At 66.8% G+C, this 23,166-nt stretch carries 23 protein-coding genes and 1 tRNA gene; 11 read left to right on the top strand and 13 right to left on the bottom strand.

Annotation, left to right across the window (positions count from 1 at the left end; translation table 11 throughout):
• Positions 1-133: 133 nt before the first annotated feature.
• The 4 genes from prmC to HEQ16_16955 form a co-directional block, all read right to left on the bottom strand.
• Positions 134-1,015 carry a peptide chain release factor N(5)-glutamine methyltransferase gene (gene prmC, locus HEQ16_16970; protein ID MCO4055702.1) on the bottom strand — a complete coding sequence of 294 codons (882 nt, stop codon included), beginning with the start codon at positions 1,013-1,015 and terminating at the stop codon, positions 134-136.
• The gene (prfA, locus tag HEQ16_16965) at positions 1,012-2,100 is read right to left on the bottom strand and encodes a peptide chain release factor 1 (protein ID MCO4055701.1); all 1,089 of its coding nucleotides are present in this window, start codon (positions 2,098-2,100) and stop codon (positions 1,012-1,014) included. Before prfA ends, prmC begins: the two co-directional genes overlap by 4 nt.
• A 66-nt stretch (positions 2,101-2,166) precedes the next feature.
• Positions 2,167-4,434, bottom strand: coding sequence for a phosphoenolpyruvate--protein phosphotransferase (ptsP, locus tag HEQ16_16960; protein MCO4055700.1), 2,268 nt, complete (start codon positions 4,432-4,434; stop codon positions 2,167-2,169).
• A gap of 123 nt (positions 4,435-4,557) precedes the next feature.
• Positions 4,558-5,499: a methyltransferase domain-containing protein gene (locus tag HEQ16_16955; GenBank protein ID MCO4055699.1), complete on the bottom strand. Its 942-nt coding sequence runs from the start codon at positions 5,497-5,499 to the stop codon at positions 4,558-4,560.
• A gap of 118 nt (positions 5,500-5,617) precedes the next feature.
• Here HEQ16_16955 and HEQ16_16950 point away from each other — a divergent pair, with 118 nt between their 5' ends.
• The 6 genes from HEQ16_16950 to HEQ16_16925 all read left to right on the top strand — a co-directional run bounded on the left by HEQ16_16950 (position 5,618) and on the right by HEQ16_16925 (position 10,902).
• Positions 5,618-6,418 carry a ComF family protein gene (locus HEQ16_16950; GenBank protein ID MCO4055698.1) on the top strand — a complete coding sequence of 267 codons (801 nt, stop codon included), beginning with the start codon at positions 5,618-5,620 and terminating at the stop codon, positions 6,416-6,418.
• An 86-nt stretch (positions 6,419-6,504) separates the two neighbouring features.
• Positions 6,505-6,759, top strand: coding sequence for a glutaredoxin 3 (grxC, locus tag HEQ16_16945; GenBank protein ID MCO4055697.1), 255 nt, complete (start codon positions 6,505-6,507; stop codon positions 6,757-6,759).
• 15 nt (positions 6,760-6,774) lie between these two features.
• On the top strand, positions 6,775-7,242 hold the full coding sequence (locus tag HEQ16_16940) for a DUF1178 family protein (GenBank protein ID MCO4055696.1): 468 nt from the start codon (positions 6,775-6,777) through the stop codon (positions 7,240-7,242).
• A gap of 191 nt (positions 7,243-7,433) precedes the next feature.
• Complete coding sequence (locus HEQ16_16935; protein MCO4055695.1) at positions 7,434-8,540, top strand: TRAP transporter substrate-binding protein; 1,107 nt, start codon at positions 7,434-7,436, stop codon at positions 8,538-8,540.
• A gap of 155 nt (positions 8,541-8,695) precedes the next feature.
• Positions 8,696-9,340, top strand: coding sequence for a TRAP transporter small permease subunit (locus HEQ16_16930; protein MCO4055694.1), 645 nt, complete (start codon positions 8,696-8,698; stop codon positions 9,338-9,340).
• Positions 9,340-10,902 (top strand): TRAP transporter large permease subunit, encoded by a 1,563-nt coding sequence (locus HEQ16_16925; protein ID MCO4055693.1) that lies wholly within the window; start codon positions 9,340-9,342, stop codon positions 10,900-10,902. Before HEQ16_16930 ends, HEQ16_16925 begins: the two co-directional genes overlap by 1 nt.
• A 94-nt stretch (positions 10,903-10,996) precedes the next feature.
• Here HEQ16_16925 and HEQ16_16920 read toward each other — a convergent pair whose 3' ends face one another.
• Both HEQ16_16920 and HEQ16_16915 read right to left on the bottom strand, forming a co-directional pair.
• Complete coding sequence (locus tag HEQ16_16920) at positions 10,997-11,134, bottom strand: hypothetical protein (protein ID MCO4055692.1); 138 nt, start codon at positions 11,132-11,134, stop codon at positions 10,997-10,999.
• The gene (locus tag HEQ16_16915) at positions 11,131-12,774 is read right to left on the bottom strand and encodes an AMP-binding protein (protein MCO4055691.1); all 1,644 of its coding nucleotides are present in this window, start codon (positions 12,772-12,774) and stop codon (positions 11,131-11,133) included. The genes HEQ16_16920 and HEQ16_16915 overlap by 4 nt, the downstream gene beginning before the upstream one ends.
• Positions 12,775-12,984: 210 nt before the next feature.
• Here HEQ16_16915 and HEQ16_16910 point away from each other — a divergent pair, with 210 nt between their 5' ends.
• Positions 12,985-13,800, top strand: a complete 816-nt coding sequence (locus HEQ16_16910; GenBank protein ID MCO4055690.1) for an SDR family oxidoreductase — start codon at positions 12,985-12,987, stop codon at positions 13,798-13,800.
• A 190-nt stretch (positions 13,801-13,990) separates the two neighbouring features.
• Here the strand turns inward: HEQ16_16910 and HEQ16_16905 are convergent.
• Positions 13,991-14,065, bottom strand: a tRNA-Val gene (locus HEQ16_16905).
• 124 nt (positions 14,066-14,189) lie between these two features.
• On the bottom strand, positions 14,190-14,552 hold the full coding sequence (locus HEQ16_16900) for a response regulator (protein MCO4055689.1): 363 nt from the start codon (positions 14,550-14,552) through the stop codon (positions 14,190-14,192).
• Positions 14,553-14,793: 241 nt separating this feature from the next.
• Between HEQ16_16900 and HEQ16_16895 the strand changes: the two genes are divergently transcribed.
• Positions 14,794-15,678, top strand: a complete 885-nt coding sequence (locus HEQ16_16895) for an N-formylglutamate amidohydrolase (protein MCO4055688.1) — start codon at positions 14,794-14,796, stop codon at positions 15,676-15,678.
• 295 nt (positions 15,679-15,973) lie between these two features.
• Here the strand turns inward: HEQ16_16895 and HEQ16_16890 are convergent, their stop codons facing one another.
• The gene (locus HEQ16_16890) at positions 15,974-16,924 is read right to left on the bottom strand and encodes a DMT family transporter (GenBank protein ID MCO4055687.1); all 951 of its coding nucleotides are present in this window, start codon (positions 16,922-16,924) and stop codon (positions 15,974-15,976) included.
• Between the two features lie 52 nt (positions 16,925-16,976).
• On the opposite strand from HEQ16_16890, the gene HEQ16_16885 reads away from it, so the two are divergent.
• The 3 genes from HEQ16_16885 (at position 16,977) to chrA (ending at position 19,922) form a co-directional block, all read left to right on the top strand.
• Positions 16,977-17,279, top strand: coding sequence for a hypothetical protein (locus HEQ16_16885; protein ID MCO4055686.1), 303 nt, complete (start codon positions 16,977-16,979; stop codon positions 17,277-17,279).
• 418 nt (positions 17,280-17,697) lie between these two features.
• The gene (locus HEQ16_16880) at positions 17,698-18,558 is read left to right on the top strand and encodes a sulfurtransferase (protein MCO4055685.1); all 861 of its coding nucleotides are present in this window, start codon (positions 17,698-17,700) and stop codon (positions 18,556-18,558) included.
• Positions 18,558-19,922, top strand: a complete 1,365-nt coding sequence (gene chrA, locus HEQ16_16875; protein MCO4055684.1) for a chromate efflux transporter — start codon at positions 18,558-18,560, stop codon at positions 19,920-19,922. The genes HEQ16_16880 and chrA overlap by 1 nt, the downstream gene beginning before the upstream one ends.
• A gap of 71 nt (positions 19,923-19,993) precedes the next feature.
• On the opposite strand, the gene HEQ16_16870 is transcribed toward chrA, so the two are convergent.
• From HEQ16_16870 to HEQ16_16855, 4 genes are all read right to left on the bottom strand, one after another.
• Entirely contained in the window at positions 19,994-20,482 is a 489-nt protein-coding gene (locus HEQ16_16870) for a MarR family transcriptional regulator (protein ID MCO4055683.1), read from the bottom strand.
• Between the two features lie 82 nt (positions 20,483-20,564).
• Positions 20,565-21,155 (bottom strand): NAD(P)H-dependent oxidoreductase, encoded by a 591-nt coding sequence (locus HEQ16_16865; GenBank protein ID MCO4055682.1) that lies wholly within the window; start codon positions 21,153-21,155, stop codon positions 20,565-20,567.
• Positions 21,156-21,157: 2 nt separating this feature from the next.
• A complete protein-coding gene (locus HEQ16_16860) occupies positions 21,158-21,739 on the bottom strand; it encodes an NAD(P)H-dependent oxidoreductase (GenBank protein MCO4055681.1) in 582 nt (193 codons plus the stop codon).
• The gene (locus tag HEQ16_16855) at positions 21,739-23,166 is read right to left on the bottom strand and encodes an FAD-binding oxidoreductase (protein ID MCO4055680.1); all 1,428 of its coding nucleotides are present in this window, start codon (positions 23,164-23,166) and stop codon (positions 21,739-21,741) included. Before HEQ16_16855 ends, HEQ16_16860 begins: the two co-directional genes overlap by 1 nt.

The following is a 23,166-nucleotide window of genomic DNA, read 5'->3' as shown; positions in this document are numbered from 1 at the left end:
GGGTTTCGATCGAACAGGAACAGCTGATCGCAGCCAACCTCTGCACCGGTCCTGCATAGCTGCTTTGGGCGGGTGCGCCAAGCGAAATCAACCGGATTTCACTGACATGGCCAGCGATTGCACGCGATCGTCATCAGACCCCGCGCCAAAGGCCGATCGCGCGCTCATGGCCGCCCAGATCATGCCGTGCGGAATGGCCCATGAGCCCCTGCGCCGCCGCCAGCGCGCGAATCGCGTCGCCCTGTCCGGCGCCGATCTCCAGCACGGCCATGCCCTCGTGCGCGAGCAGGCGCGGCAGCGCGGCGATGATGACGCGGTAGGCCTCCAGCCCGTCCACGCCGCCATGCAGCGCGGCCGAAGGGTCATGGGCGCGAACCTCGGGCTCGAGCGCGGCCATGTCCGCCGTGCGGATGTAGGGCGGATTGGAGATGATCAGGTCGAAGGACCCATCCAGGCCGGTCGCCCAGTTGCCCTGCCGCCAGCGGCAGCGCCCCTCCACGCCGTTCGCCCCGGCATTGGCGCGGGCGGTGGCGAGCGCGCCTTCGCTGATGTCGACGCCAAGGCCCTGCGCATGGGGACATTCGTGCAGCAGCGCCACCAGAAGGCAGCCCGTGCCGGTGCCCAGATCGAGGATGGACAAGGGCTTCGCGCGGCGCGGTCCGAGAAGGGCCAGGGCCTTGAGGATGACCGTCTCGCTGTCGTCGCGCGGCTCGAGCGTATCGGGCGACAAGGTGAAGTTCAGGCCCCAGAAGCTGCGGCTCCCGAGGATGCGCCCCACTGGCTCGCGCGTGACCCGGCGCGCGATCAATGCCTCGAAGCGCGCGGCCTCGGCGGCCGTGAGCGGCACGTCGCCCCGCGCGGCGAGATCGATCGGGACGAGGCCTGCTGCGTGGCGCAACAGCGTGCGCGCATCGGCTTCGGCCTCGGCCGGTGCGATGCCCGCGCTGGCGAGCCGGTCGCGTGCCGAGCGCAGCGCCGCAGCGCGTGTGGAAGCCCCCGTCTCATCGCCTGTCATGGCTGGACCTGCTGTTCGGCCAGCAGCTCGGCCTGCCGCGCGGCAGAGAGCGCGTCCAGCATCTCGCCCAGCACAAGGCCCTGCATCATCTCGTCCAGCTTGTAGAGGGTCAGCCCGATGCGGTGGTCTGTGACGCGGCCTTGCGGGAAATTGTAGGTGCGGATGCGCTCGGAGCGGTCGCCGGAGCCGACCTGGCTGCGGCGATCGGCGGCGCGTCCCTGCTCAAGCCGGATTCGCTCGGCGTCGAAGAGCCTCGCCTTGAGCAGCGCCATGGCGCGCGCCTTGTTCTTGTGCTGGGATCGCTCCTCCTGCACCACGACCACGACGCCGGTGGGCACATGGGTGATGCGCACGGCCGATTCTGTCTTGTTGACGTGCTGGCCGCCGGCCCCTTGCGAGCGCATCGTGTCGATCCGCAAATCCGCGTCGTTGATGGCGACGTCGACATCCTCGGCGAGCGGCAGCACGGCCACCGTCGCAGCCGAGGTGTGGATGCGCCCCTGCGCCTCGGTGTCCGGCACGCGCTGAACCCGGTGCACGCCCGATTCGTAGCGCAGCCGGCCATAGACGCCGGGTCCTGCTATCTCGGCGATGATCTCCTTGAAGCCGCCCATGGAGCCCTCGCTCTGCGACAGGATCTCCACGGTCCAGCGCTGGTCCTGGGCATGGCGCGCATACATGCGGAACAGATCACCGGCGAAAAGGGCGGCCTCGTCGCCGCCTGTGCCCGCCCGGATTTCAAGGATCGCGCCACGCGCGTCGGCGGCGTCGCGCGGGAGCAGCGCCAGCATGATGGCCTTCTCGCGCTCTGCCGCCACTGCCTCCATGGCGCGCAGCTCCTCGCCCGCCAGTTGCCGGAACTCGGCATCGGCGCCGTCGTCGCCGATGATGGCGCGGGCCTCCGCAATGCCGGCGTGCGCTTGCCGCCAGTCGGTGATGGCATTGACCACCGGCTCAAGCTCTGAAACCTCGCGGGAGAGCGCAACCAGCACGTCTGCGGTTGGATTGGCGGCGAGCGTGTCCTGCGCGATCCGGTAGCGGTCGAGGATGGCGTCGAGCCGGTGCTGGGGCAATGAGTAGGACATGGGGCGCAGGCTGGGACCGGGTTCGGGAGCAGGGATGACGGGTCGGCCAGAAGGCTCGCCCGGCCGCTAGAGCGGAACGTCTTGATCGTGCGCGAAAGCCTTCAGCGCAGGTCGCAACGTCGCACCGCCGGCCATCTCGGCAAGCAGCCTGTCGAGATAGGCCGCCGCCTTGCCCGCATCGAGCCTGAGCGTCATCGCCTTGACCGGGCCCACCGCCGAGGCCGTCATCGAGAAGCGGCGGAAGCCGAGGGCGATCAGCGCCAGCGTCTCGATGGGCCGGCCGCCCATCTCGCCGCAGACGGTGACGGGGCAGCGGGCGCGGCGCCCTGCATCGGCGATGCACTTGAGCGCCCTGAGCGCGCCGGTGGACAAAGGATCGAAGCGATCCGCCACGAAGCGGTTCTCGCGGTCGGCCGCGAAGAGAAACTGCATGAGGTCGTTGGAGCCGACCGACAGGAAATCGGCTTCGCGCGCGATCTCGTCGATCTCGAACAGCAGCGAGGGCACCTCCACCATCACGCCCAGCGCCAGCGAGGTGGGCTGGTCGCGGTCGTGCCGGTCAAGATGCGCCACCTCGCGCTGGACGATGGTGCGCGCCCTGATGAACTCGTCGACGGTTGCGATCATCGGGAACATGATCTTGAGATCGCGGCCGGCGCCGGCCCTGAGCAGGGCCCGCAGCTGCGAGCGCAGCAGGCCGGGCCGATCAAGCCCGATGCGGATCGCTCGCCAGCCCAGAGCCGGGTTCTCCTCCTCGACGCGCTGCATGTAGGGCAGGATCTTGTCGCCCCCGATGTCGAGGGTGCGGAAGGTCACGGGCCTGTCGCCGACAGCGTCGAGCGCGGCCTTGTAGAGCGCCTGCTGCTCGGCGGTGGTGGGCATGCGCGACGCCACCATGAACTGCAGCTCGGTGCGGAACAGGCCGATGCCGGAGGCGCCTGTCTCGTCGAGATGGGGCAGGTCAACAAGCAGGCCCGCATTGAGCTGGATCTCGATCGCCTCGCCATCGCGCGTCACCGCCGGCACGTCGCGCAGCTTGCGGTACTGCTCCTGCCGCCGGGCCCTGAGGCGCGCCTTTTCCTTGTAGACGTTCTCGACATCGGCCGGCGGGCGGATCTGGACCTCTCCGGTGACGCCATCGACGATGATCGCGTCGCCCTGCTCGACAAGCGCGGTGACGTTCTCGATCTCGCTCACGGCTGGAATGCCGAGCGCGCGGGCCACGATCGCGACATGGCTGGTCGGGCCGCCTTCCTCGAGCACGAGGCCGCGCAGGCGGCTGCGGTCATAGTCGAGCAGGGCGGCAGGGCCCATGGAGCGCGCCACGATGATCGCGTTCTCGGGAAGCTGATCATGCGCGATGGTGAGATCGGCGCCAACGAGGATGTGCAGCAGCCGATTGGCGAGATCGTCGAGATCGTGCAGCCGCTCGCGCAGGTAAGGGTCTGTCTGGCGCAGCATCCGGGCGCGCGTGTCCGATTGCACCCGCTCGACGGCGGCCTCGGCCGTAAGGCCCGAGAGCACCGCCTCGCGCATGCGCCTGAGCCAGCCCTGGTCATGGGCGAACATGCGGAAGGTCTCGAGCACGTCCTTGTGCTCTCCGCCATGGGAGACATCCCCCCGCGCGATCAACTCGTCGATGGTCTTGCGCAGGTCGCCGATGGCTGCTTCCAGCCGCTTGACCTCGGCCTCAGGGCTTTCCGCTATGAGGTTCTTCACGATCACGCGCGGTTCGTGCAGCACGACATGCCCGAGGCCGACGCCGTCGGCGAGCGCCACGCCCTTTTCGTGCAGGGGCCGGGTCTGCCCCGCGCCGCTGCCCGATGCGGCAAGGGACTGCATCCCGCCCTGGGCGATGAGTTCGGCCAGCACCATGGAGACGGTCTGGAGCGCCTCCATCTCCTCGTCAGTGTAGGTGCGGGTCGCGGTGTTCTGCACCACGAGCACGCCCAGCGTCGCCCCTGCGCGCAGGATGGGCACGCCGAGGAAGGAGCGGTAGATCTCCTCGCCGGTCTCGGGCCTGTAGGAGAAAGCCGGGTGCGCTTGCGCATCGGACAGCGCCAGCGCCTCCGCCTCGCGGGCGATCAACCCGACCAGCCCTTCCCCGGCCTTCATGGTGGTGAGGTGGACGGCCTCGCGCTTGAGGCCTTCGGTGGCGAAAAGCTCCAGCGCCTTGTCGTCGCGCTGGACATAAATGGAGCAGACCTCCGCCACCATGTTGGAGGCGATGAGGATGGCGATGCGGTCGAGCTTGTCCTGCGGGCTGGTCGGTTGGGCCATCACCTCACGGAGGCGGCGCAGCAGCACGCGCGGTCCCCCAAAGGTTGTCGGCATCAGCCACGCCTCCGTCAGGTCCGGTTGTGGGGCGGCCCGCCTGCCGCCGGCTCCCCCGACTCTTCGAGCCTTCTACAAGCCCAAGCCGCGTTTGGGCAATAGCGCGGCGCGGGGCCGACTCGTTCAACCCCCGGCTTTTTCTCCGGCGCTGGTTTCGGCCGCCTTGAGCGCGTCGGCGAGGCGCGCCCGCGCGCTGCCGGGCTTGAGCGGCTTTTGCTGGCTCCCATGCGGCGCCCAGCCCGAAAGCCAGATCATCTCGAAGGTCGCCCTGACCTTGCCATCGGGATCGGCGAAGCGATCGATATAGATGTCGAGAGCGCGCAGCAAGGTCGCCCGCCTCAGCGGAGAGCGCCGGCGCGCCGTCAACGCATTGGCAAGGCCCATGGCCCTCAGGTCCCGCATCAACGAGAGCGGATGGCTGTAGCGCACCGTGACCGGCTCGATGTCGGTGACCGGCAAGGTGAAGCCCGCGCGCTGGAGCAGCGAGCCGGCATCGCGCATATCGGCGAATGGCGCGACGCGCGGCGACACGCCGCCCTCGATCTCGCTTTCGGCTTCGGTCAGGGCCTGACGCAGCTCGGTGAGTGTGCCGCCGCCCAGAAAGCAGCCGATGAACAGCCCGTCGGGCCTCAAGGCGCGACGGATCTGCACCAGCGCGCCCGGAAGATCATTGACGCTCTGCAGCGTCAGCAACGAGACCACGAGCGAAAGCGAACCATCCGCGAGGGGCAGGCGCTCCTCATCGGCCACGACGGACAGGGCAGGCGTCGATCCGTCCGCCTCCTGCATGGCTGCCTCCGGCACGGGGGCCAGGCGCACCACCCGTTCCGTCCCCTCGCGCGCCGCCAGGACGCGGACAGCTGCGGGCGTCGGCGTGCCGAGATCGAGCGCGATCGGGAAGCGCCGTGTCACCAGTGCCAGCCGGTCGGCCAGATCGGCCGCCGCGCGCTCGACAAGGAAATCCGCAAAGCCCTGGGCGCGGGCGCGCAACAGCCGTTGCCGCATCAGGGGGCGGTCAAACAGGGTAAGCTGATCGGTCAAGGGCGCTGTCCTTTCACATTCCATATGGCGAGCCGGGCCTGTCCCGTCAAAGGGCCGGGCAGGTCATTCCCGCCGCGCCGGTCCGGATCCTGCGCGAGCCATGAGGCTGCGCCGGGGCGCGTTTGGCGCTAGACTGGAGCGCATGACCGATGAACCCGATGATCAGGCGGCCGCCCCGGCGGCGCTCGCCGGCTGGCTCGCCGCCGCGCGGCGCTGGCCGGCGGCTGCGGCGCGCGGCGCGGTCCACCTCATATATCCTCCGGTCTGCGCCGCCTGCTCGGCCTCGACCGGCGCCGCCCACGGCCTGTGCGGCGCATGCTGGTCAAGCCTCAGCCTGATCGAGCGGCCCTATTGCGAACGGCTCGGCACGCCCTTTGCGCTGGACCTCGGCGGCACGCTGATCTCGCCCGCCGCCATGGCGGACCCGCCGGTGTTCGCACGTGCCCGCGCTGTCAGTGGCTATGACGACACCGCGCGGGCGCTTGTGCACCGGCTCAAATATGGCGACAGGATCGAGCTTGCACTGACTATGGGGCGCATGATGGCGCTCGCCGGGCGGGAGATCACGGCCGAGGCCGATCTCGTCGTGCCGGTGCCGCTGCATCGCTGGCGGCTCTGGCGCCGCCGCTTCAATCAGGCCGCAGCGCTGGCGCGCGTCGTCGGGCAATGCGCGGGCAAGCCCGTGGATCACGCGATCCTGGCGCGGATCAGGCGGACGCGTCCGCAGGTGGGCCTCAGCCGCAACGAGCGGGCGGAGAACCTGCAAGGCGCGCTCAGGGTCCTCGATGAGGCCCGGCCCCGTGTCGAAGGCAAGCGCATCCTGCTGGTCGACGACGTGCTCACCACAGGCTCCACCGCCAATGCCTCGGCCCGCGCGCTGCTGCGCAGCGGGGCGCGGGCGGTGGATCTGCTCACCTTCGCGCGCGTGATCCCCGGTGCCTGACGATCGCCTGGGCAGGGCTGGCCCGCGAGGGCGGCGATCTTGAGGAAAGCGCTTCGCCGCCTCATATCAGGGAAGAGGAGCGCATCATGGCAGCGGTCACGATCTACACGAAATCCTGGTGTCCCTACTGCGCGGCAGCCAAGGAACTGTTCGGCAGCAAGGGCGTGAGCTTCACCGAGCTCGAGATATCCGGCAAGGCCGACCTCAAGGCCGAGATGGTGCGCCGCTCGGGCCGGGACACCGTGCCCCAGATCTTCATCGGCGAGACGCATGTGGGCGGGTGCGATGACCTGCACGCGCTTGATCGGCGCGGCGGTCTCGATCCGCTTCTGGCCTCCTGACGGCGCGCGGCCCTCATGATCCGCTTCCAACTGCGCTGTGACGACGGCCATGGCTTCGAAAGCTGGTTTCGTGACAATGCCTCCCATGACGAGCAGGTGCGCGCGGGACTGGTGAACTGCCCGGTCTGCGGTTCGGACCGCGTGGAGAAAGCCATCATGGCGCCCCATGTGGCCCGTGTCGCGACCCCTGAAAGGGATGGCGCACGTCAGGAGGCGCCCCACGCGGCGACCGGGCAGGCGCTGGCGGCGCCCGATGCCGCCGACAAGGCCTTGCGCGATCTCGTGCGGGCCATGCGGCGGCATGTCGAGGCCACCACAGAGCCTGTGGGCGCGCGCTTCGCCGAGGAGGCGATCGCCATGCACCATGGCGAGATCGACCACAGGCCGATCCGCGGCAGCGCCACCGCCGCCGAGGTGCGCCAGCTCCGGGACGAGGGGGTGGGCTTCCAGCCGCTGCCCTTCCTTCCCGACGACAGGAACTGAGGCCCAGGGCACACCGAGGGCGAGGGCGGGGGCGAGGGCGGGAGCGCTGCGAGCGTCAACGCGGCTGCCCACGAGAGATTTGATGAATGCTGGCCAAACAGGTCTTGCCCTGCGAGAAAACTGCGCGATGTTACCGGCAGCGCGGATGATCCGCCGACGCCCGGCAAGGGCACAAGTTCTTGGAGGAACGCATGACCGACACGAAAACCAAGCCGAGCCGTCGCCGTTTTCTGGCCGGCGCCGCCGCAGGCGGCGCAGCAACCATCGCTATGCCCAATGTAAGTCATGCGCAGACCGTCAACTGGAAGTTCCAGTCGACCTGGCCCACGCGCGACATCTTCCATGAATTCGCCAATGATTTCGCCAAGCGGGTCAACGAGATGGCCGGCAACCGCCTGCGCCTCGAAGTGCTGGCCGCCGGGGCCGTGGTGCCCGCTTTCCAGATGCAGGACGCCGTGAACGCCGGCATCCTCGACGGCGGCCATGGCGTCTGCGCCTACTGGTACGGCAAGAACAAGGCCTTTTCGCTGTTCGGCACGCCGCCGGCCTTCGGCTGGGACGCCAACAACTTCCTCGGCTGGATGAACTATGGCGGCGGCTATGAGCTGTACAACGAGCTTGTCGCCAGCCTGCGGCTCAACCTTGTCGGCTTCCTCACCGGCCCGATGCCCTGCCAGCCGATGGGCTGGTTCAAGACGCCCGTGACCTCGCCGGACCAGCTGCGTGGACTGAAATACCGCACGGTCGGCCTCGCAGCCGACGTCATGCAGGAACTGGGCGCGGCCGTCACCATCCTGGCCGGCGGCGAGATCGTGCCGGCGCTCGAGCGCGGCGTGATCGACGGGGCGGAGTTCAACAACCCGACCTCCGACTCTCTGCTCGGCTTCCAGGACGTGTCGAAGAACTACATGTTGCAGAGCTGGCACCAGTCCGCCGAAGCCTTCGAAATCATCTTCAACAAGGCCAAGTTCGATGCGCTGCCGGCCGAGCTGAAGGCGATCGTCAAGTATGCGGCGGAAAGCTCGTCCTCCGACATGCTGTGGAAGGCGACGGACCGTTATTCCAAGTCGCTCGAGGAACTCCGGGCCAAGGGCGTACAGATCGTGCGCACGCCTGATTCCGTGCTGAACGCCCAGCTCGCCGCATGGAAGACGGTGAACGAGAAGCTCAGCGCCACCAACCCGATCTACAAGAAGACCATCGAGAGCCAGATGGCCTGGGTCAAGCGCACCGGCGCCTATGAGGCGGCCAATACGCCGCCCTTCCGCACCGCCTACGACTTCTTCTTCAAGGCGTGATCCGGCCCTTTCACTGACGTTATCCCGGACGCGCCTTGCGCGTCCGGGAATAGCCATGTTCAACTGGCCGACGGCGGAGCCCCGCCAACCGGCGCCAGGACCCATAGCCCATGCCCATGATCAGCTCGCCGCAGCTGAACGCCATCCTGATCGGAATGGCGCTCACCGCTCTCGTCTTCATCCTCATCGTGGCGTGGCGCGAGCGCGGCCGCCTGACGATCGAGACCTTCACCCACGGCGTCGATGGCTTCTCGACCTTCATCGGCAAGACCGGAAGCTGGACGATCCTGATCCTGACCCTCGCCATGTCCTATGAGGTGGCGATGCGCTACCTCTTCCGTGCCCCGACCACGTGGGCCTTCGACATGAGCTACATTCTCTACGGCACGCTGTTCATGCTGGCCGGCCCCTACGCCCTGGCGCGCAACGCCCATGTGCGCGGCGACTTTCTTTATCGACAGTGGCCGGTGCGGCGGCAGGCTGGCCTCGACCTCGTGCTGTATTTCCTGTTCTTCTTCCCCGGCATCCTTGCCCTTTGCTATGCTGGCTACGGCTTCGCCAGCTTCTCCTGGCTGATAGGCGAGCATTCATCCAATTCGCCCAATGGCCCGCCGCTCTACCATTTCAAGTCGCTGATCCCGGTGGTGGGCGGGCTCATGGTGCTGCAGGGCGTCGCCGAGGTGATCCGCTGCGTGCAGGCGCTGAAGACCGGCGAGTGGCCCCAGCGGCTGTCTGACGTCGAAGAAACCGAAAAACTCATCCTCGAGCAGGCTGAAGCCGCCAAGCAGGGACAAATCTGATGCTGGGCCTGTCCAATCCCGAGCTCGGCGTTCTGATGCTGGGCCTGTTCGTCATCTTCATCATGTTCGGCTTTCCCATCGCCTTCACGCTGATGGCTCTGGGCATCGGCTTCGGCTACCTCGCCATGGGCGACACGGTGTTCCAGCTCGTCGTCCAGCGCTCCTATTCGGTGATGGCCAATGACGTGCTCGTCTCCATCCCGCTCTTCGTGTTCATGGGCTACATCATCGAGCGGGCCAATATTCTCGACCGGCTGTTCCATTCGATCCAGCTTGCCATCGGCTCGCTTCCCGGCTCGCTCGCTATCGCCACCCTCGCCACCTGCGCGATCTTCGCGACCGCGACCGGCATCGTCGGCGCCGTTGTCACGCTGATGGGACTGCTGGCTTTCCCGGCCATGCTGCGCGCCGGCTACGACATCAGGCTCTCCGCCGGCGTCGTGTGCGCGGGCGGCTGCCTCGGCATCCTCATCCCGCCATCGGTCATGCTGATCCTCTATGGCGCGACGGCGGGCGTTTCGGTGCCCAAGCTCTATGCGGGGGCGCTCTTCCCCGGGCTCATGCTGGCTGGCCTCTACATGGCCTATGTCCTTGTCGTGTGCACGCTGAAGCCAGAACTCGCGCCGCGGCTTCCGCCGGAGAAGCGCGAGAAGCTGGGCTTCGATTTCGACACGGACAAGGGCTTCCTCGTCCGCTACCTCATCGTCGCGGCCGCGCTGGCACCCATCGCCTATGTCGGCGTGCTCGGGATGGAATGGCTCGCCAACACGCTGCGTGCGGCCGTCACTCCGGCCGGCCAGCGCCTGGTGGTCATCGACTATGTCGTTCCGAACTCCGTGTTCTGGACAATTGGCGCCGGCGCGCTGGCAGGCCTCGTCATGCTGCTGCTGCTCGGCAAGAAGGTGTTCTGGGCGCTGGCGACCAGCTTCTTTCCACTCACGCTGCTGATCATGTCGGTGCTTGGCGCGATCTTCTTCGGCATCGCCACGCCTACGGAAGCGGCCGCGGTCGGCTCAATGGGCTCTCTGATCCTCGCTGCGGCCTATCGGTCGCTCACCTTCCAGAAGGTGAGGGAAAGCGTCTTCCTCACGGGCCGCACCGCCGCCATGGTGTGCTGGCTCTTCGTGGGCTCGTTCATCTTCTCGTCGATCTTCGCCTATCTGGGCGGGCATGAGCCGATCAAGGCCCTCATGGCCTGGCTCAACCCATCGTCCACGGTCTTCCTCATCATCACGCAGATCATCATCTTCGTGCTGGGCTGGCCGCTGGAGTGGACCGAGATCATCGTCATCTTCGTGCCGATCTTCCTGCCGCTGCTGCAGCAGTTCAACATTGATCCGCTGTTCTTCGGCATCATGATCGCGCTGAACATCCAGACCTCGTTCCTGTCGCCGCCCGTGGCCATGGCGCCGTTCTACCTCAAGGGGGTTGCGCCGCCGCATGTCACGATCAACGAGATCTTCTCTGGCGTGATGCCCTTCATCTACATCGTGCTCGTGGCGATGGTGATGCTGTACATCTTCCCCAGCATCGCGCTCTGGCTGCCGAACTACCTCTACTGAGGCGCTCGGCGGCAGGGCTCAAAGGCCCAGCCCTCGCGTCAGTCCGGCACGAACACCAGCTCGAAAGTCATGAGAACGGGGTTGTCGCCCCGTCTCAGCCGCGCGCCGCGCCCTCCAGGAGCCGCTCTCCGGCTTCGATGGTGAAGCTGAACGGGCTGCCCTGCATCTTGACGGCGACGATGCGCGACTCCCGCGCCGGTCCGGACTGGCTGATGAAGGGCGGCGCGCTCATGGGGCGGGCGGGCCAGGACGATCGAACGGCAGCAGCCTGCGGGCCTCAAGCTCCTCGCGCACCATCTTCTTGGTGATCTTGCCGTAACCGGATTTGGGCAGCGCATCCCAGAAGAAGAAGCGCTTCGGCATCTTGGAGCGATGGATGCGGCTGGCCATGAAATCAGCGAGCTGGGTTTCCGTCACGGCGGAGCCGGGCCGGGCCACGCAGACAGCCACGCCGACCTCGCCCCAGAGCGGATCCGGCACGCCGAGCACGGCCACTTCGGCGATGTCGGGATGGATCAGGATCTTCTCCTCGATCTCGCGCGGGTAGATGTTGGAGCCGCCGGAAATGTACATGTCCGAGGCGCGACCAGTAATGAACAGGAAGCCCTCCGCATCGACATGGCCAAGGTCGCCGGTGCGGAACCAGCCCTGGCGAAAGGCCTTGGCATTGGCCTCGGGGTTGTCATGGTAGCCGGCGAAGACGGCGGGTCCCGCGACGCAGATCTCGCCCGTTGCGCCGGCTGGCAGCTCCAGTCCCTGATCGTCCTGGATGGAGATCTGCATGCCCGTGCGCTCGAAGCCGCAGGTGCCGATCTTCACACCGGGGCCATCTTCCGCCTCGTGCAGCGGGGCCGGCAGCACCGTGATCGTGCCCGTGACCTCGCCAAGGCCGAAATACTGGACGATCACCTTGCCGAGCCTGCGCAGGGCGGTCTTCTGGTCCTCGCGGTACATCGGCGCGCCGGCATAGATCACATGCCTGAGCGAGCTGTGGTCGAAGGCGTCAGCTGCGGGATGCTCGACCAGCATCTTGAGGATGGTCGGCACGGTGAACAGGTTGGTGACCCTGTGCCGCTCGATCAGGCGGAAGGCCTCCTCCACGTCGAAGCGGTCGGTGGGCAGCAGGATGGAGGGCGCTGCGCGCGCCGTCATGTCGAGCATGTGGATGCCCGCTCCGTGGCTGAGCGGCGCGACCACCAGCGAGGCATCGGCTTCGGTCGTGCCCGGCAGCAGATCGCACAGATGGTTGGTGATGACGAAGGCCATCTGGCCGTGCGTCAGGACGGCTGCCTTGGAGCGGCCCGTGGTGCCCGAGGTGAAGAAGAACCAGCACGGATCGTCATAGTCGACATCGGCATCGCGCAGCCGGGCGCCCCCATGGCGCTCCATGGCGCGGGCAACGCTGCTCTCGCCGAAGGAGGCCTCGCCAAGGCTCCAGATGAATTCCAGCGCTGGCGAGCGCCCGGCCACCAGCGCGGCATGGTCGGGGCTTTCGCACTGACACAGAAAGGCGCGGGCGCCGGAACTGACCGCAAGGTGGACGACCTCCTCGGGCATGAGCCTGACATTGGTGGGCACCCAGACGGCGCCCAGCCGGAAAGTGGCGAACATGGACCACAGCATCTCGTCGCTGTTGCGTGCGTGGACGAGAACGCGGTCGCCCTTGACGATGCCGCGCGCCGCCAGCGCTGCGGCCAGCGCCGAGACATGAGCGTCGATCTCGCTCCAGCTCCAGACACGCTCACGCCAGACGAGGCCCGGCTTCTCCGGAAAACGGCGGGCATTGCGCGTGATGAGATAGGCCAGGTTCATGACCCGGCGCGACATCGGCGATACGCCGCCGCGTGGAGGGGGAGGGGCGGCGTCGGTCATGCAGGGCTCCGTTCGGCAGGCGTTGCGCTTGAAGAGCGCATTCTTGACAATCGATGGCCTGTCGCCTCCCCTTGTCAATGGCGGCGAAGGAGATCAGCCGGGTCGCCGCCCCGTTCTCCGAGGCGCGCTGTCGTCTCGCGCGCCGCTTCTCCGGTGCGGTCCCGCCTGTGCCCGGCCGGACGGTCCGCGCTTCATTTCAGGGTGTCGTCCATGTCCGCTCCTCACCAAGGCCGGCTCGCCGGCAAGACAGCGCTGGTGTTCGGCGCCGGCTCTTCAGGTCCCGGCTGGGGCAACGGCAAGGCGGTGGCCGTGGCCTATGCCCGTGAGGGCGCAGCCGTCGCCTGCCTTGATCTTGTCCGCGATGCAGCCGAGGAGACCGCTGCAATCATCTCCGGTGAGGGCGGCCGCGCGGTCGCGCTTGTCGTCGACGTCACTGATCTGGCCAGCGTCGGCGCGTCGGTCGCAGAGGCCATCGCAGCGCTGGGGCCGCCGCAGATCCTGCACAACAATGTGGGCGCCGTGTTTCATGGCGGCCCGGTCGAGTTGGAGGAGGCACAGTTCCTGAAGGCGATGGACCTCAACGTGGGCTCGGTCTACCGCACCGCCAAGGTTGTGCTGCCGCATTTCATGGCGCAGCGCACAGGCGCGATCGTCAACATCGCTTCCATCGCGGCCATTCGCTGGGTGGGGCACCCTTACTTTGCCTATTACACGGCCAAGGCCGCCGTGGTGCAGGCCACGACGGCGATGGCGCTGCAATATGCCCCGCACGGCATCCGCGCCAACACGATCCTGCCGGGGCTGATCGACACGCCGCTGATTTATACGCAGATCTCCTCGCAGTATGCTTCGGTCGGGGAGATGGTGGCGGCGCGGAACCGATCCGTGCCGATGGGCAGGATGGGCACGGCCTGGGATGTCGCGGCAGCGGCGGTGTTCCTCGCTTCGGACGAGGCGAATTTCATCACGGGCGTGGCGCTGCCTGTCGATGGCGGCCAGAGCTGCTCCGCTGTGGCCGGCAGCTGATGCCGGGCCGCTGACCTTTGGCCGCCGGGCCCTGGCCTGCGACTCCAGTCAGGCTGCGGCTGGACGCAGAACGCGGCCATGAAAACGCGGCCATGAAAACGCGGCCTGCGCAACAGGAGATGGCACGCAAGGCAGAGCGCCGCAGCCTTGCCGCCTGAGCTGCCGCACCAAGCGGCTTCAATCTGGAAAATGGTGGGCGCGACAGGGATCGAACCTGTGACCCCTACGATGTCAACGTAGTGCTCTCCCGCTGAGCTACGCGCCCCTCTTCGGGAGCGGTGTCCTGATGGACGCCGCTGCGGTGAAGGGGCTATAGCCAATCGCCTGCCCCCGCGCAACCCTCGTTCCGGCGTTCGCCGGCAAACTTCGCGTGGCGAACGGAAGCGGGTTCAGGCGGCCTTGATCAGCTTCTCGACCTCGTTGACGAGATCGCGCAGGTGGAAGGGCTTGGACAGGACCTTGGCGTCCTTGGGAGCATTGGAATCCGGGTTGAGCGCAACAGCTGCAAAGCCCGTGATGAACATCACTTTCATGTCGGGGTCGAGCTCGGTGGCGCGGCGCGCCAGCTCGATGCCATCCATCTCGGGCATCACGATGTCGGTCAGCAGAAGCTCGAAGGGCTCCTCGCGCAGACGGTTATAGGCTGACAGCCCGTTGTCGAACGACGCCACATCGTATCCCGCGTTCTGCAGCGCCTTCACAAGGAAGCGACGCATGTCGTTGTCATCTTCGGCGAGCAGGATCTTGGTCATGACGTGCGGTTCTCGAACATGGCTGATGCGGCGGTCTGGCGAATCGCCCGGCCGGAGCGCGCAAGTCCACCCATAAGGCGCCAACCTTGTAAACATGGGGTGAACAATGCGTGAGGTCACCGGCGTCATCGGCCTGTCAGCATTTCGCGGCTTGCCACGGCCCGCACGATCATGGTTCGATCCGGCGATGCAGGACCGTCCTTTCCCCGCACCGCCCGTCCCCGCTTTCTGCGCGCCTCCGATGGAGGTCGTCGATGATGTCGGCGCCGCCTTCACCGTGCACGAGCCCCTGCTGCAGGTGATTCCCGCCGTGGTGGGCGTGCCCCATGCCGGACGGCGGTATCCGCGCAGCTTCATCGATCAGGCGCGGCTCCCGGCGCAGGCGCTGCGCCGCTCGGAGGATGCCTTCGTCGATCTTCTGGCTCAGGATGTGCCGTCGCTGGGCACGCCGATGCTGGTGGCGCAGTTTCCGCGCGCCTTCCTCGACGTCAACCGCGAGCCGTATGAGCTCGACCCGCGCATGTTCGAGGGGCGGTTGCCGCCCTTCGTGAATGCGCGCTCGATGCGGGTGGCGGGCGGGCTCGGCACGATCCCGCGCATCGTCGGCGACGGACAGGACATCTATGCGAGCCGGCTGCCGGCTGCGGAGGCCTCGCAGCGCATAGAGACGTTCTACAAACCCTATCACAATGCGCTGCACGGGCTGATCTCGCGCACGCGCAGCCAGTTCGGGGTGTGCGTGATGGTCGATCTGCACTCGATGCCCTCGACAGGGCTCGACCGCGAGGGCGGCATGCGTCCCGACATCATCCTGGGCGACCGCTTCGGCACCAGCGCGCTCACGGGCGTGGTCAACGCGGCGGAGGAGGCCTTGCGCGGCGCGGGCTTCAGCGTCTCGCGCAACCGGCCCTATGCGGGCGGCTACATCACCGAGCATTATGGCCAGCCGCGCTCGCGCATCAACGCGCTCCAGATCGAGATCAATCGCGGCCTTTACATGAACGAGGCCCGCATCGAGGCTCTGCCGGGCTTCGGAGAGGTTCGCGCCGCCCTGGCGCGCAGCCTTGCCAGCATGTTCAGCGCCTGGACCAGCGGCCTCATGAGCTTCCCCGCCGCTGCCGAGTGACGGCCTTGCAGGCGTTCTTCGCAGCCCCTCTGCGTCGGCCAAAAAAAAGGCCGCACGTTTGACGGTGCGGCCCAAGTCTAGGGAGGAAACGCCCAAGGAGGGCACGCAAGAGGCCGTCGAAACGTCATCTTGCACTGCAAAATATAGAGTGCGCTGCAGCAAATGCAAGGCTCCATGCGCTGCCTCCACCAGATTCGTTGGCTGAGTTGCGCCTGGGACATGACAGGCGCCTCAAGAGGCACGCCTGTGAAAGATCATGAGCCGTCCAGGCCGTGGCGGGTCATGAATTGACCTGTCACGCCACCGGCTTGGCGTCCACCCCGCGCACGCGCTCGCGGTAAAGCAGATAGAGCCCGGAGGAGACGACGATCATCCCGCCGCCAAGGGTCCATGCATCGGGCCATTGGCCGAAGACCTGCCAGCCCAGGATCAGCATCCAGACCAGCTGGGTGTAGATGAAGGGCGCCAGCACGCTTGCCGGGGCCAGCCGGTGCGCCTTGATGACCAGCCAGTGGCCAAAGCCGCCGCAAGCGCCCATCAGCAGCATCAGGCCCCAGACCAGCGCGGAATCGGGCGTCGTCCAGAGCCAGGCCATGGCCGGCGTCACCAGCAGCACCCCGGCCGCGCCCGAATAGACCATCGTGGTCTCGCTGCTGTCATGGCTGGCCAGCTTGCGGGTGCTGAGGTTGTAGAAGGCGTAGCAGACCACGCCCATCACCGAGAGGATGGCGGCAGGATGCAGCCCGCCATGGCCGGGCCGCGTCACCACCAGCACGCCGACGAAGCCCACGCCGATGGCGATCATGCGGCGCGGTCCGGGCCATTCGCCCAGCAGCGGGCCCGAAAGCAAGGCGATCAGCAGCGGCGTCGTGAAGATGATGGCGATGGCTTCGGCGAGCTGGAGATATTGCAGGGCGAGGAAGTTGAAGACGGTCGAGAGCAGCAGCATGAGCGAGCGGATGCCCTGCAGCACCGGCGCGCTGCTGCGCATGACGCCGGGACGTGTCCACGGATTGATGAGAACCATAACCAGCAGCACGCTCACCGCATAGCGCGCCCAGACAGCCTGCATCGGGTGCATGTGCTGCGAGATCCACTTCGCGGAAGCATCCAGCACCGAGAAGATGGCGAGCGCCGCGCACATGAGGGCGATGCCCTTGAGGCGCTGCGATCTGGCAAGGTCAGCGTTTGAGGGCGTTGCTGTCACAGGCTGGCTTGATCCGGAGCAGGAGATTACCGTGAACATAGCCAGGATTAGCGCGCATGGCGAACGTCTGAGAAGAAGGTCGGCGCCTGGCGTGCATATGCTGCATGCCTTCTCGATCCGGCTTCAGGCCAGCATCGGCTCGCTGGTTGTCCCGCCCGACAGCGGCGAGGTGGTTAAATCTCTGAAACTTCTCAAGGACTTGCCGCTCGATGGCGCTGCCGTGACGGGGGATGCCGCCTTCACAACCGAGAAGATCGCACGGGCCCTGCGGGATCGAGGCGGGCATTGCTTCCTGTTCGTCAAAGGCAACCAGCCGGACCTGCAAGCCGAAATCGCCCGCCGCTTCGGCGATGATTCCCCCCTCAAGGCTCGCCAGCCGCCCGGGCCAGAGTAAGGCTCACCTCGACCCGCCCGATCTCAGGCGCGCACAGCATGCGGACCATGGCCATGGCCTGATCGAAAGCCGCCTCTTCCGTGTCAGGGACGGCACCTTCGCCGAGGACGCCTGCCGGGTGCGAACCAGAAGCGCCCCGCAAAACCTCGCCCACATCAGGGATGCACCACTCACCCTCATCAGACGCCGCAGACTCAGCCCAAAACCTGCAAGAGAGGCCTGCGCGCGCAATCCAAAGGCCGCTATCCGAGCCGTCATCCAATCATGAATTGAATTGCACTGGATGGGATGTTCCATTCCGGGTTGACGCGACTGCCTGATCTTCATACTCAGGATAACAAGGGGTGTCTCGCGAAGACCCCGTAAGGCCTCGGCCCAACGTTCGCGTCCAAAATCCCGAAATGAAAGGGATGGACGCATGCCGTCTCCTGCAGAAATCAAGGTTTCCCAGCTCTCCCGCTTCATCGGCACGCCCGATGCGCCTGTCATCATCGATGTCCGCATCGACGATGATTTCGACGCCGACCCGCGGATAATCCCGGCATCGCACCGGCAGGATTTTCGCAAATCTGCGGAATGGGCACCGCTTTATGCCGGCAAAAAGGTCGTTGTTTCCTGCCAGAAGGGCCTGAAGCTCTCCCAGGGCGCGGCAGCCTGGCTGCGCCATGCCGGCGTGGAGGCCTCGTCGCTGGAAGGCGGGTTCGAGGCCTGGCGCGATTCCGGTCAAATGCTTGTCAAAACCGACAAGCTCCCGCCGCGCGATGCCGAGGGGCGCACGCTCTGGGTAACCCGGGCGCGCCCGAAAGTTGACCGTATCGCCTGCCCGTGGCTGATCCGCCGCTTTGTTGATCCAAAGGCGGTGTTCCTCTTCGTCGCCCCTGCGGAGGTTGCGGCGGTGGGGGATCGCTTCGGCGCGGCACCTTTCGATATCGACGGCGTGTTGTGGAGCCATCGCGGTGAGACGACTTCACCGGATCACACCTGCACCTTCGACACGATGATCACCGAGTTTGGGCTGGCTTCGCCGGCTTTGAACCGATTGGCGACCATCGTTCGGGCGGCGGATGCCGCCCGGCCCGATCTTGCACCGCAGGCGGCGGGGTTTCTGGCGGCCTCGCTCGGCCTGTCCAGAATGTTCAGCGACGATCTCGCCCAACTCGATGCCGGCATGCTCCTCTACGATGCTTTCTATCGCTGGTGCCGGGATGCGACAATGGAAACTCATGATTGGCCCAGCCGGAGGCCCTCCGCCATGCATGCTGGCGTCGGCGTGAAGTGATGGGCAAGCCAACGCACGAGACGTCCGCCGCGCCTTCCGCGCTTGCCGAGCCCCCGACGCTGGCTGAGGCCACGCGGCTGTGGCTGCGCATCGGCTGTCTCTCCTTCGGCGGCGCGGCCGCGCAGGTGGCCATGCTGCACCGGGCGGTGGTGGACGAGAAGCGCTGGGTGGAGGAGCGGCGCTTCCTCGACGCGCTCAATTTCTGCACCCTGCTTCCCGGGCCGGAGGCCCAGCAGCTCGCGACCTATCTCGGCTTCATGCTCCATGGCGTGCGCGGCGGCGTGGTGGCGGGCCTGCTTTTCGTCATGCCCGGCGCGCTGGTGATGACGGCGCTCGGCTTTCTCTATGTGTTCGGGCGCGACCTGGCGCTCATCAACGGCCTGTTCTTCGGCATCAAGGCCGCCGTCATCGCCATCGTGATCGAGGCCCTGGTCAAGATCGGCAAGCGCGCCCTCAAGACGCGGCTTCTGCTCGGGGCGGCGGGGGCGAGCTTCGTCGCGCTGGCCTTTCTCGGCATCGATTTTCCTTGGGTGATCGCGACGGCGGCGGCGGTCGGCGCCATGCTGGCGCTGATGCGGCCCGATTGGCTTGGCCGGGCCGGCGCGGGCTCCGTCTCGGCGCCGGCAGGCGCGGTGTCGACGCGCAGCGCGCTCGGCGCTGCGCTGACATGGGTGGCGGTGTGGTGGGCGCCGGTCGCGCTGGCAGCCCTCCTGCTGGGGCAGGGGCATCTGCTGGTGGAGATCGGCTTGTTCTTCTCCAAGCTGGCGATGATCACTTTCGGGGGCGCCTATGCGGTGCTGGCCTATCTCGCTGACGCCGCCGTCAACGACAAGGGCTGGGTCACGGCTGCGGAAATGATCGACGGGCTCGGCCTCGCCGAGACGACGCCCGGGCCGACCATTCTGGTCAACCAGTTTGCCGGCTTTCTGGCTGGCTGGCGCAATCCGGCCCCGTTCCCGCCGGGCGTGGGCGCCGTGCTCGCCGGCACCATGGCGGTGTGGGTGACGTTCGCGCCGTCCTTCGTCTGGATCTTTGCGGGCAGCCCGTTCATGGAGCGCATCCGAAGCGATGCCCGCGTGGCGGGCGCGCTGACATTGATCACGGCTGCGGTGGCGGGCGTGATCGCTTCGCTGGCGCTGACCTTCACGCTGGGGGTGCTGTTCGGACAGGTCGGGCGCTTCACCCTGGGGCCGCTCAGTCTGCCGCTTCCTGCGCCAGCGAGCCTCGACGTGGCCGCACTGGCCCTGGCTGCGCTGGCGGCCGTGCTGCTCTTCCGCCTGCACCGCAGCGTGATCGAGACGGTGATCTGGTCAGGGCTGGCCGGAATCGCCATCATCCTGGCGCGGGGCGCTGCCGGAATCTGAGTGGGCGAATGGTTTGGCCTGCCGCGATTTGGGGCGCAGCCCGGCCGCACCGGGCATTTCGCAACAAAACGTCAGGCGTCCTCCTGCTCGTCCTCGGCCTCTTCCTCCGTTTCATCGGCGGTGCGTCCGCCAAGGGCTCCGAGCGAGTCGACCATCTTGCGCAGAAGCTTGCGCACGCGCTTGCGCTCCTTGCCATCGAAGACGGCCAGCATCTCGGCCTCGACCTCATCCATCAAGCTGCCGAGCATCGACGCCTTGGCCTCGCCGTCTTCGGTGAGCTTGACACGGACCAGCCGGCCATCACCTCCATCGGAGGCGCGGGCCACGAGCCCCTGGGCCGAAAGCCTGGCGATTGTCTTCGAAACGGTGGGGGGGCGGACATTCAGCTTGCCGGCCAGTTCACCCATCGGCATCGGCCCGTCAGCCGCAAGGATATCCAGGACCTGCTCCTGCCCCGGAAAGAGTGACAGCGCCTGGAGCTTCGCCCCGATGCGTGCCCGGTGCAGACGGGAGGCCAGGATCAGCAGCCTGCCGACGTTCTTGCGGGATTTCGCGCCCATAGCCCCCTCCTGGCTTCCGCGCCCGCAACGCGGCCACGGGAGCGAAGAACATAGCCGGCGAATGATGACATCTTGATGACGTTCAGCGCAGTTTTCGCAGGCGCGTCCTGACACGTTCGGCAAAGCCCCCGCGACTGGATGCTGTGCTTTGGTCCATGCCGTGCAGGCCAAGCCAGAATGTGCGGCAACGTGGGGCGCACAACACTGAAATCCCGGTCAGGAGAACCCGCCTGCCTGGCGCGCCCATGATCCACCACCACCATTTCGGGCAGCCGAGCGTGGAGATGGCGCCGACGAGGCGGATGTTGGTGAGCACGCGCGTGATGGGCTTGCCGGTCTCGGGCATGCCGAAGGTGGCGTGGGGAAGCCAGACCCGGTCGAGCCAGCCCTTCAGCATCGCCGGCTGCCCATACCACCAGGTGGGATAGATGAAGATGAGCCCCTCGCACCAGCGCAGCAATTCAAGGTGCGCCTCCACCCCGCGCTCGTTGACGCCGGGGGTATGGTAATCGCGGCGGCCGGGCGCATCCAGCACGGGGTTGAAACCCTCGGCATAGAGATCGATCAGCCGCGCCTCGTGGCCGCTTCCGGCCATTTCGGCCATGGCCAGGTCTCGCAGCGAAGCGTTGAAGCTTTCCTCGCAGGGGTGGCAATACACGATCAGGATGCGCATCGTCAGAACCGCTCCATGGTCGAGCCGACCCGCGCAAGGAAGGCCGACCGGCTTGCATCCGTGGAGCGGTTCATGTCGTAATGGGCGAGGTAGAGCACGCCGCCCGATGGCCCTATCAGGGCGCGCAGCACCCGGGTCGCATAGCGGCGGGGCGGATCGCCAGCCAGCATGGCCCGCCACCGCGTTGCGCCATAGCTCGTCACCACCGCAAGTTTGCCGATATGCTGGAGGTTGGCGCGGACCAGGCCATCGACGATGCTGAAGCTCACGCCCGGCAGGAAGACACGGTCGAAGAAGCCCTTCAGAATGGCCGGGAAGCCGAAGTTCCAGACCGGATGGACGATCACCAACGCCTCGGCCTGCTCCAGCCGCCGCACATAGGCTTCCACCGGGGCGCGGTTGGCCGGAATGGCGTGGTAGCCCTTGCGTTCGGCGCGGGTGAGCACAGGCTGGAATTCCTCGGCATAAAGATCGCACGGGTCGACCTCATGGCCAGCCGCCCCCAACCTGTCGAGCACAAGGCGGTAGAGCGCCGCATTGTAGCTGTCGGGGTCCGGATGCGCATGGATGACCATGACCCGCATCAGCCGGAGACCCCTGCCTCGGCCAGCGACCTGAACAGGAAATTCTTGCCCGCCTTGAAGTCGTAGCTGGGATCTTCCCAGGCCACCATCTTGCCGGGGTTGAGCAGCCCTTGCGGATCGGCTTCCTTCTTGAAGGCGAGCTGGACCTCGTCGGTCTGCTTCATCCCTCCTTCCTCCAGCGTGTAGCGGTGCGGGTTGAAGATCGGCGCGCCCATCTCCTCGTGGATGGCCATGATCTCCTCCAGGCGCTCCTCGGTGGTGAAGCGGACCATCGGCAGGCCGAAGGCCGTGACCTTGCCGTCGAAGCGCACGAATTCGAGATGGCCCATCACCTCGTTGCCGAAATGCTCGTGGATGCGCGCCGAAAGCTCGACCGCGTTCGGATAAGGATACAGAACCTGCAGATAGGTGATGGCCGGCTCCACGCGCAAGGCGCGCAGCGTGGTGTGGTTCCAGGTCAGCTCGAAGGCTGGCGGCAGGCCTTTGGCGTCCTCCGCCGACAGCGTGTCCGAGCGCATCAGAAGTTCCGCGCCGCGGAAGCGGTTCATGAAGGCGAGCGTCGCTCCGACCGCGATGTCCGCGACCATCGCCACCACTACATGCTTCTCGCGCGGGATGAACTTGCGGTGACGCAACAGGTAGTCATGCGGGCAAGGCGCCGCGATGACGCAAAGCTCCTTCAGCGCAATGCCATCCTGCTGGCCCAGCGCCTCGGCGAAGGCGGCGGCGGTGCGGAAATCGTCAAAGCCGAAGAGCAGGTCCACCCAGTCATAGGCGGGGCCCAGCGGCATCTCGACTTCGGTGATCACGCCATTGGTGCCATAGGCATGGCTGACCTTGTGCAGGTCGTCGCCGGTCAGTTCCAGCACGCGCGGGCTGGCTTCCATCGTGGCGACCTTGAGACGGATGATGTTGCCGCAGTCGCGCAGGCCGCCCCACTTGATCGAGCCGATGCCGCCCGAGCCGCCGGCGATGAAGCCGCCCACGGAGGCGGTGTGGTAGGTGGAGGGGTGCAGCCGCGCTTCCTGGCGCGAGTGATGGCGGGTTTCCTCATCGATCTTCGCGATGATGGCGCCCGGCTCGGCGACATAAGCGCCCGAGCGGATGGCGAGCACCTTGTTGAAGCCCGAGAGATCCAGCACGATGCCGCCCGAGAGGGGCATGGCCTGTCCGTAATTGCCGGTTCCGGTGCCGCGCGGCGTGACGGGAATGCCCAGTTCATGGGCGGTGGCGAGCGTGTGCAGCACCTCCGCCTCCGAGGTCGGGGAGACGATGATGTCGCCCACGACATGATCGAGCTGGCGCTTGAGCGTGGGGGAGTACCAGTAGAAATCCCGGCTCTTCTGCTTGACGAGGGCCGAGTTATCCTCTGTCCGGATCGCGCCCAGGCGGCTCTTCAATGTGGCGATGTCGTAGCGGGCGCTCAT

This window comes from Bosea sp. (in: a-proteobacteria) (assembly GCA_023910605.1).
Lineage (GTDB): Bacteria > Pseudomonadota > Alphaproteobacteria > Rhizobiales > Beijerinckiaceae > Allobosea.
The sequence above is the reverse complement of the archived record's forward strand: the minus strand, read 5'-3'. Positions and strand labels throughout refer to the sequence as shown.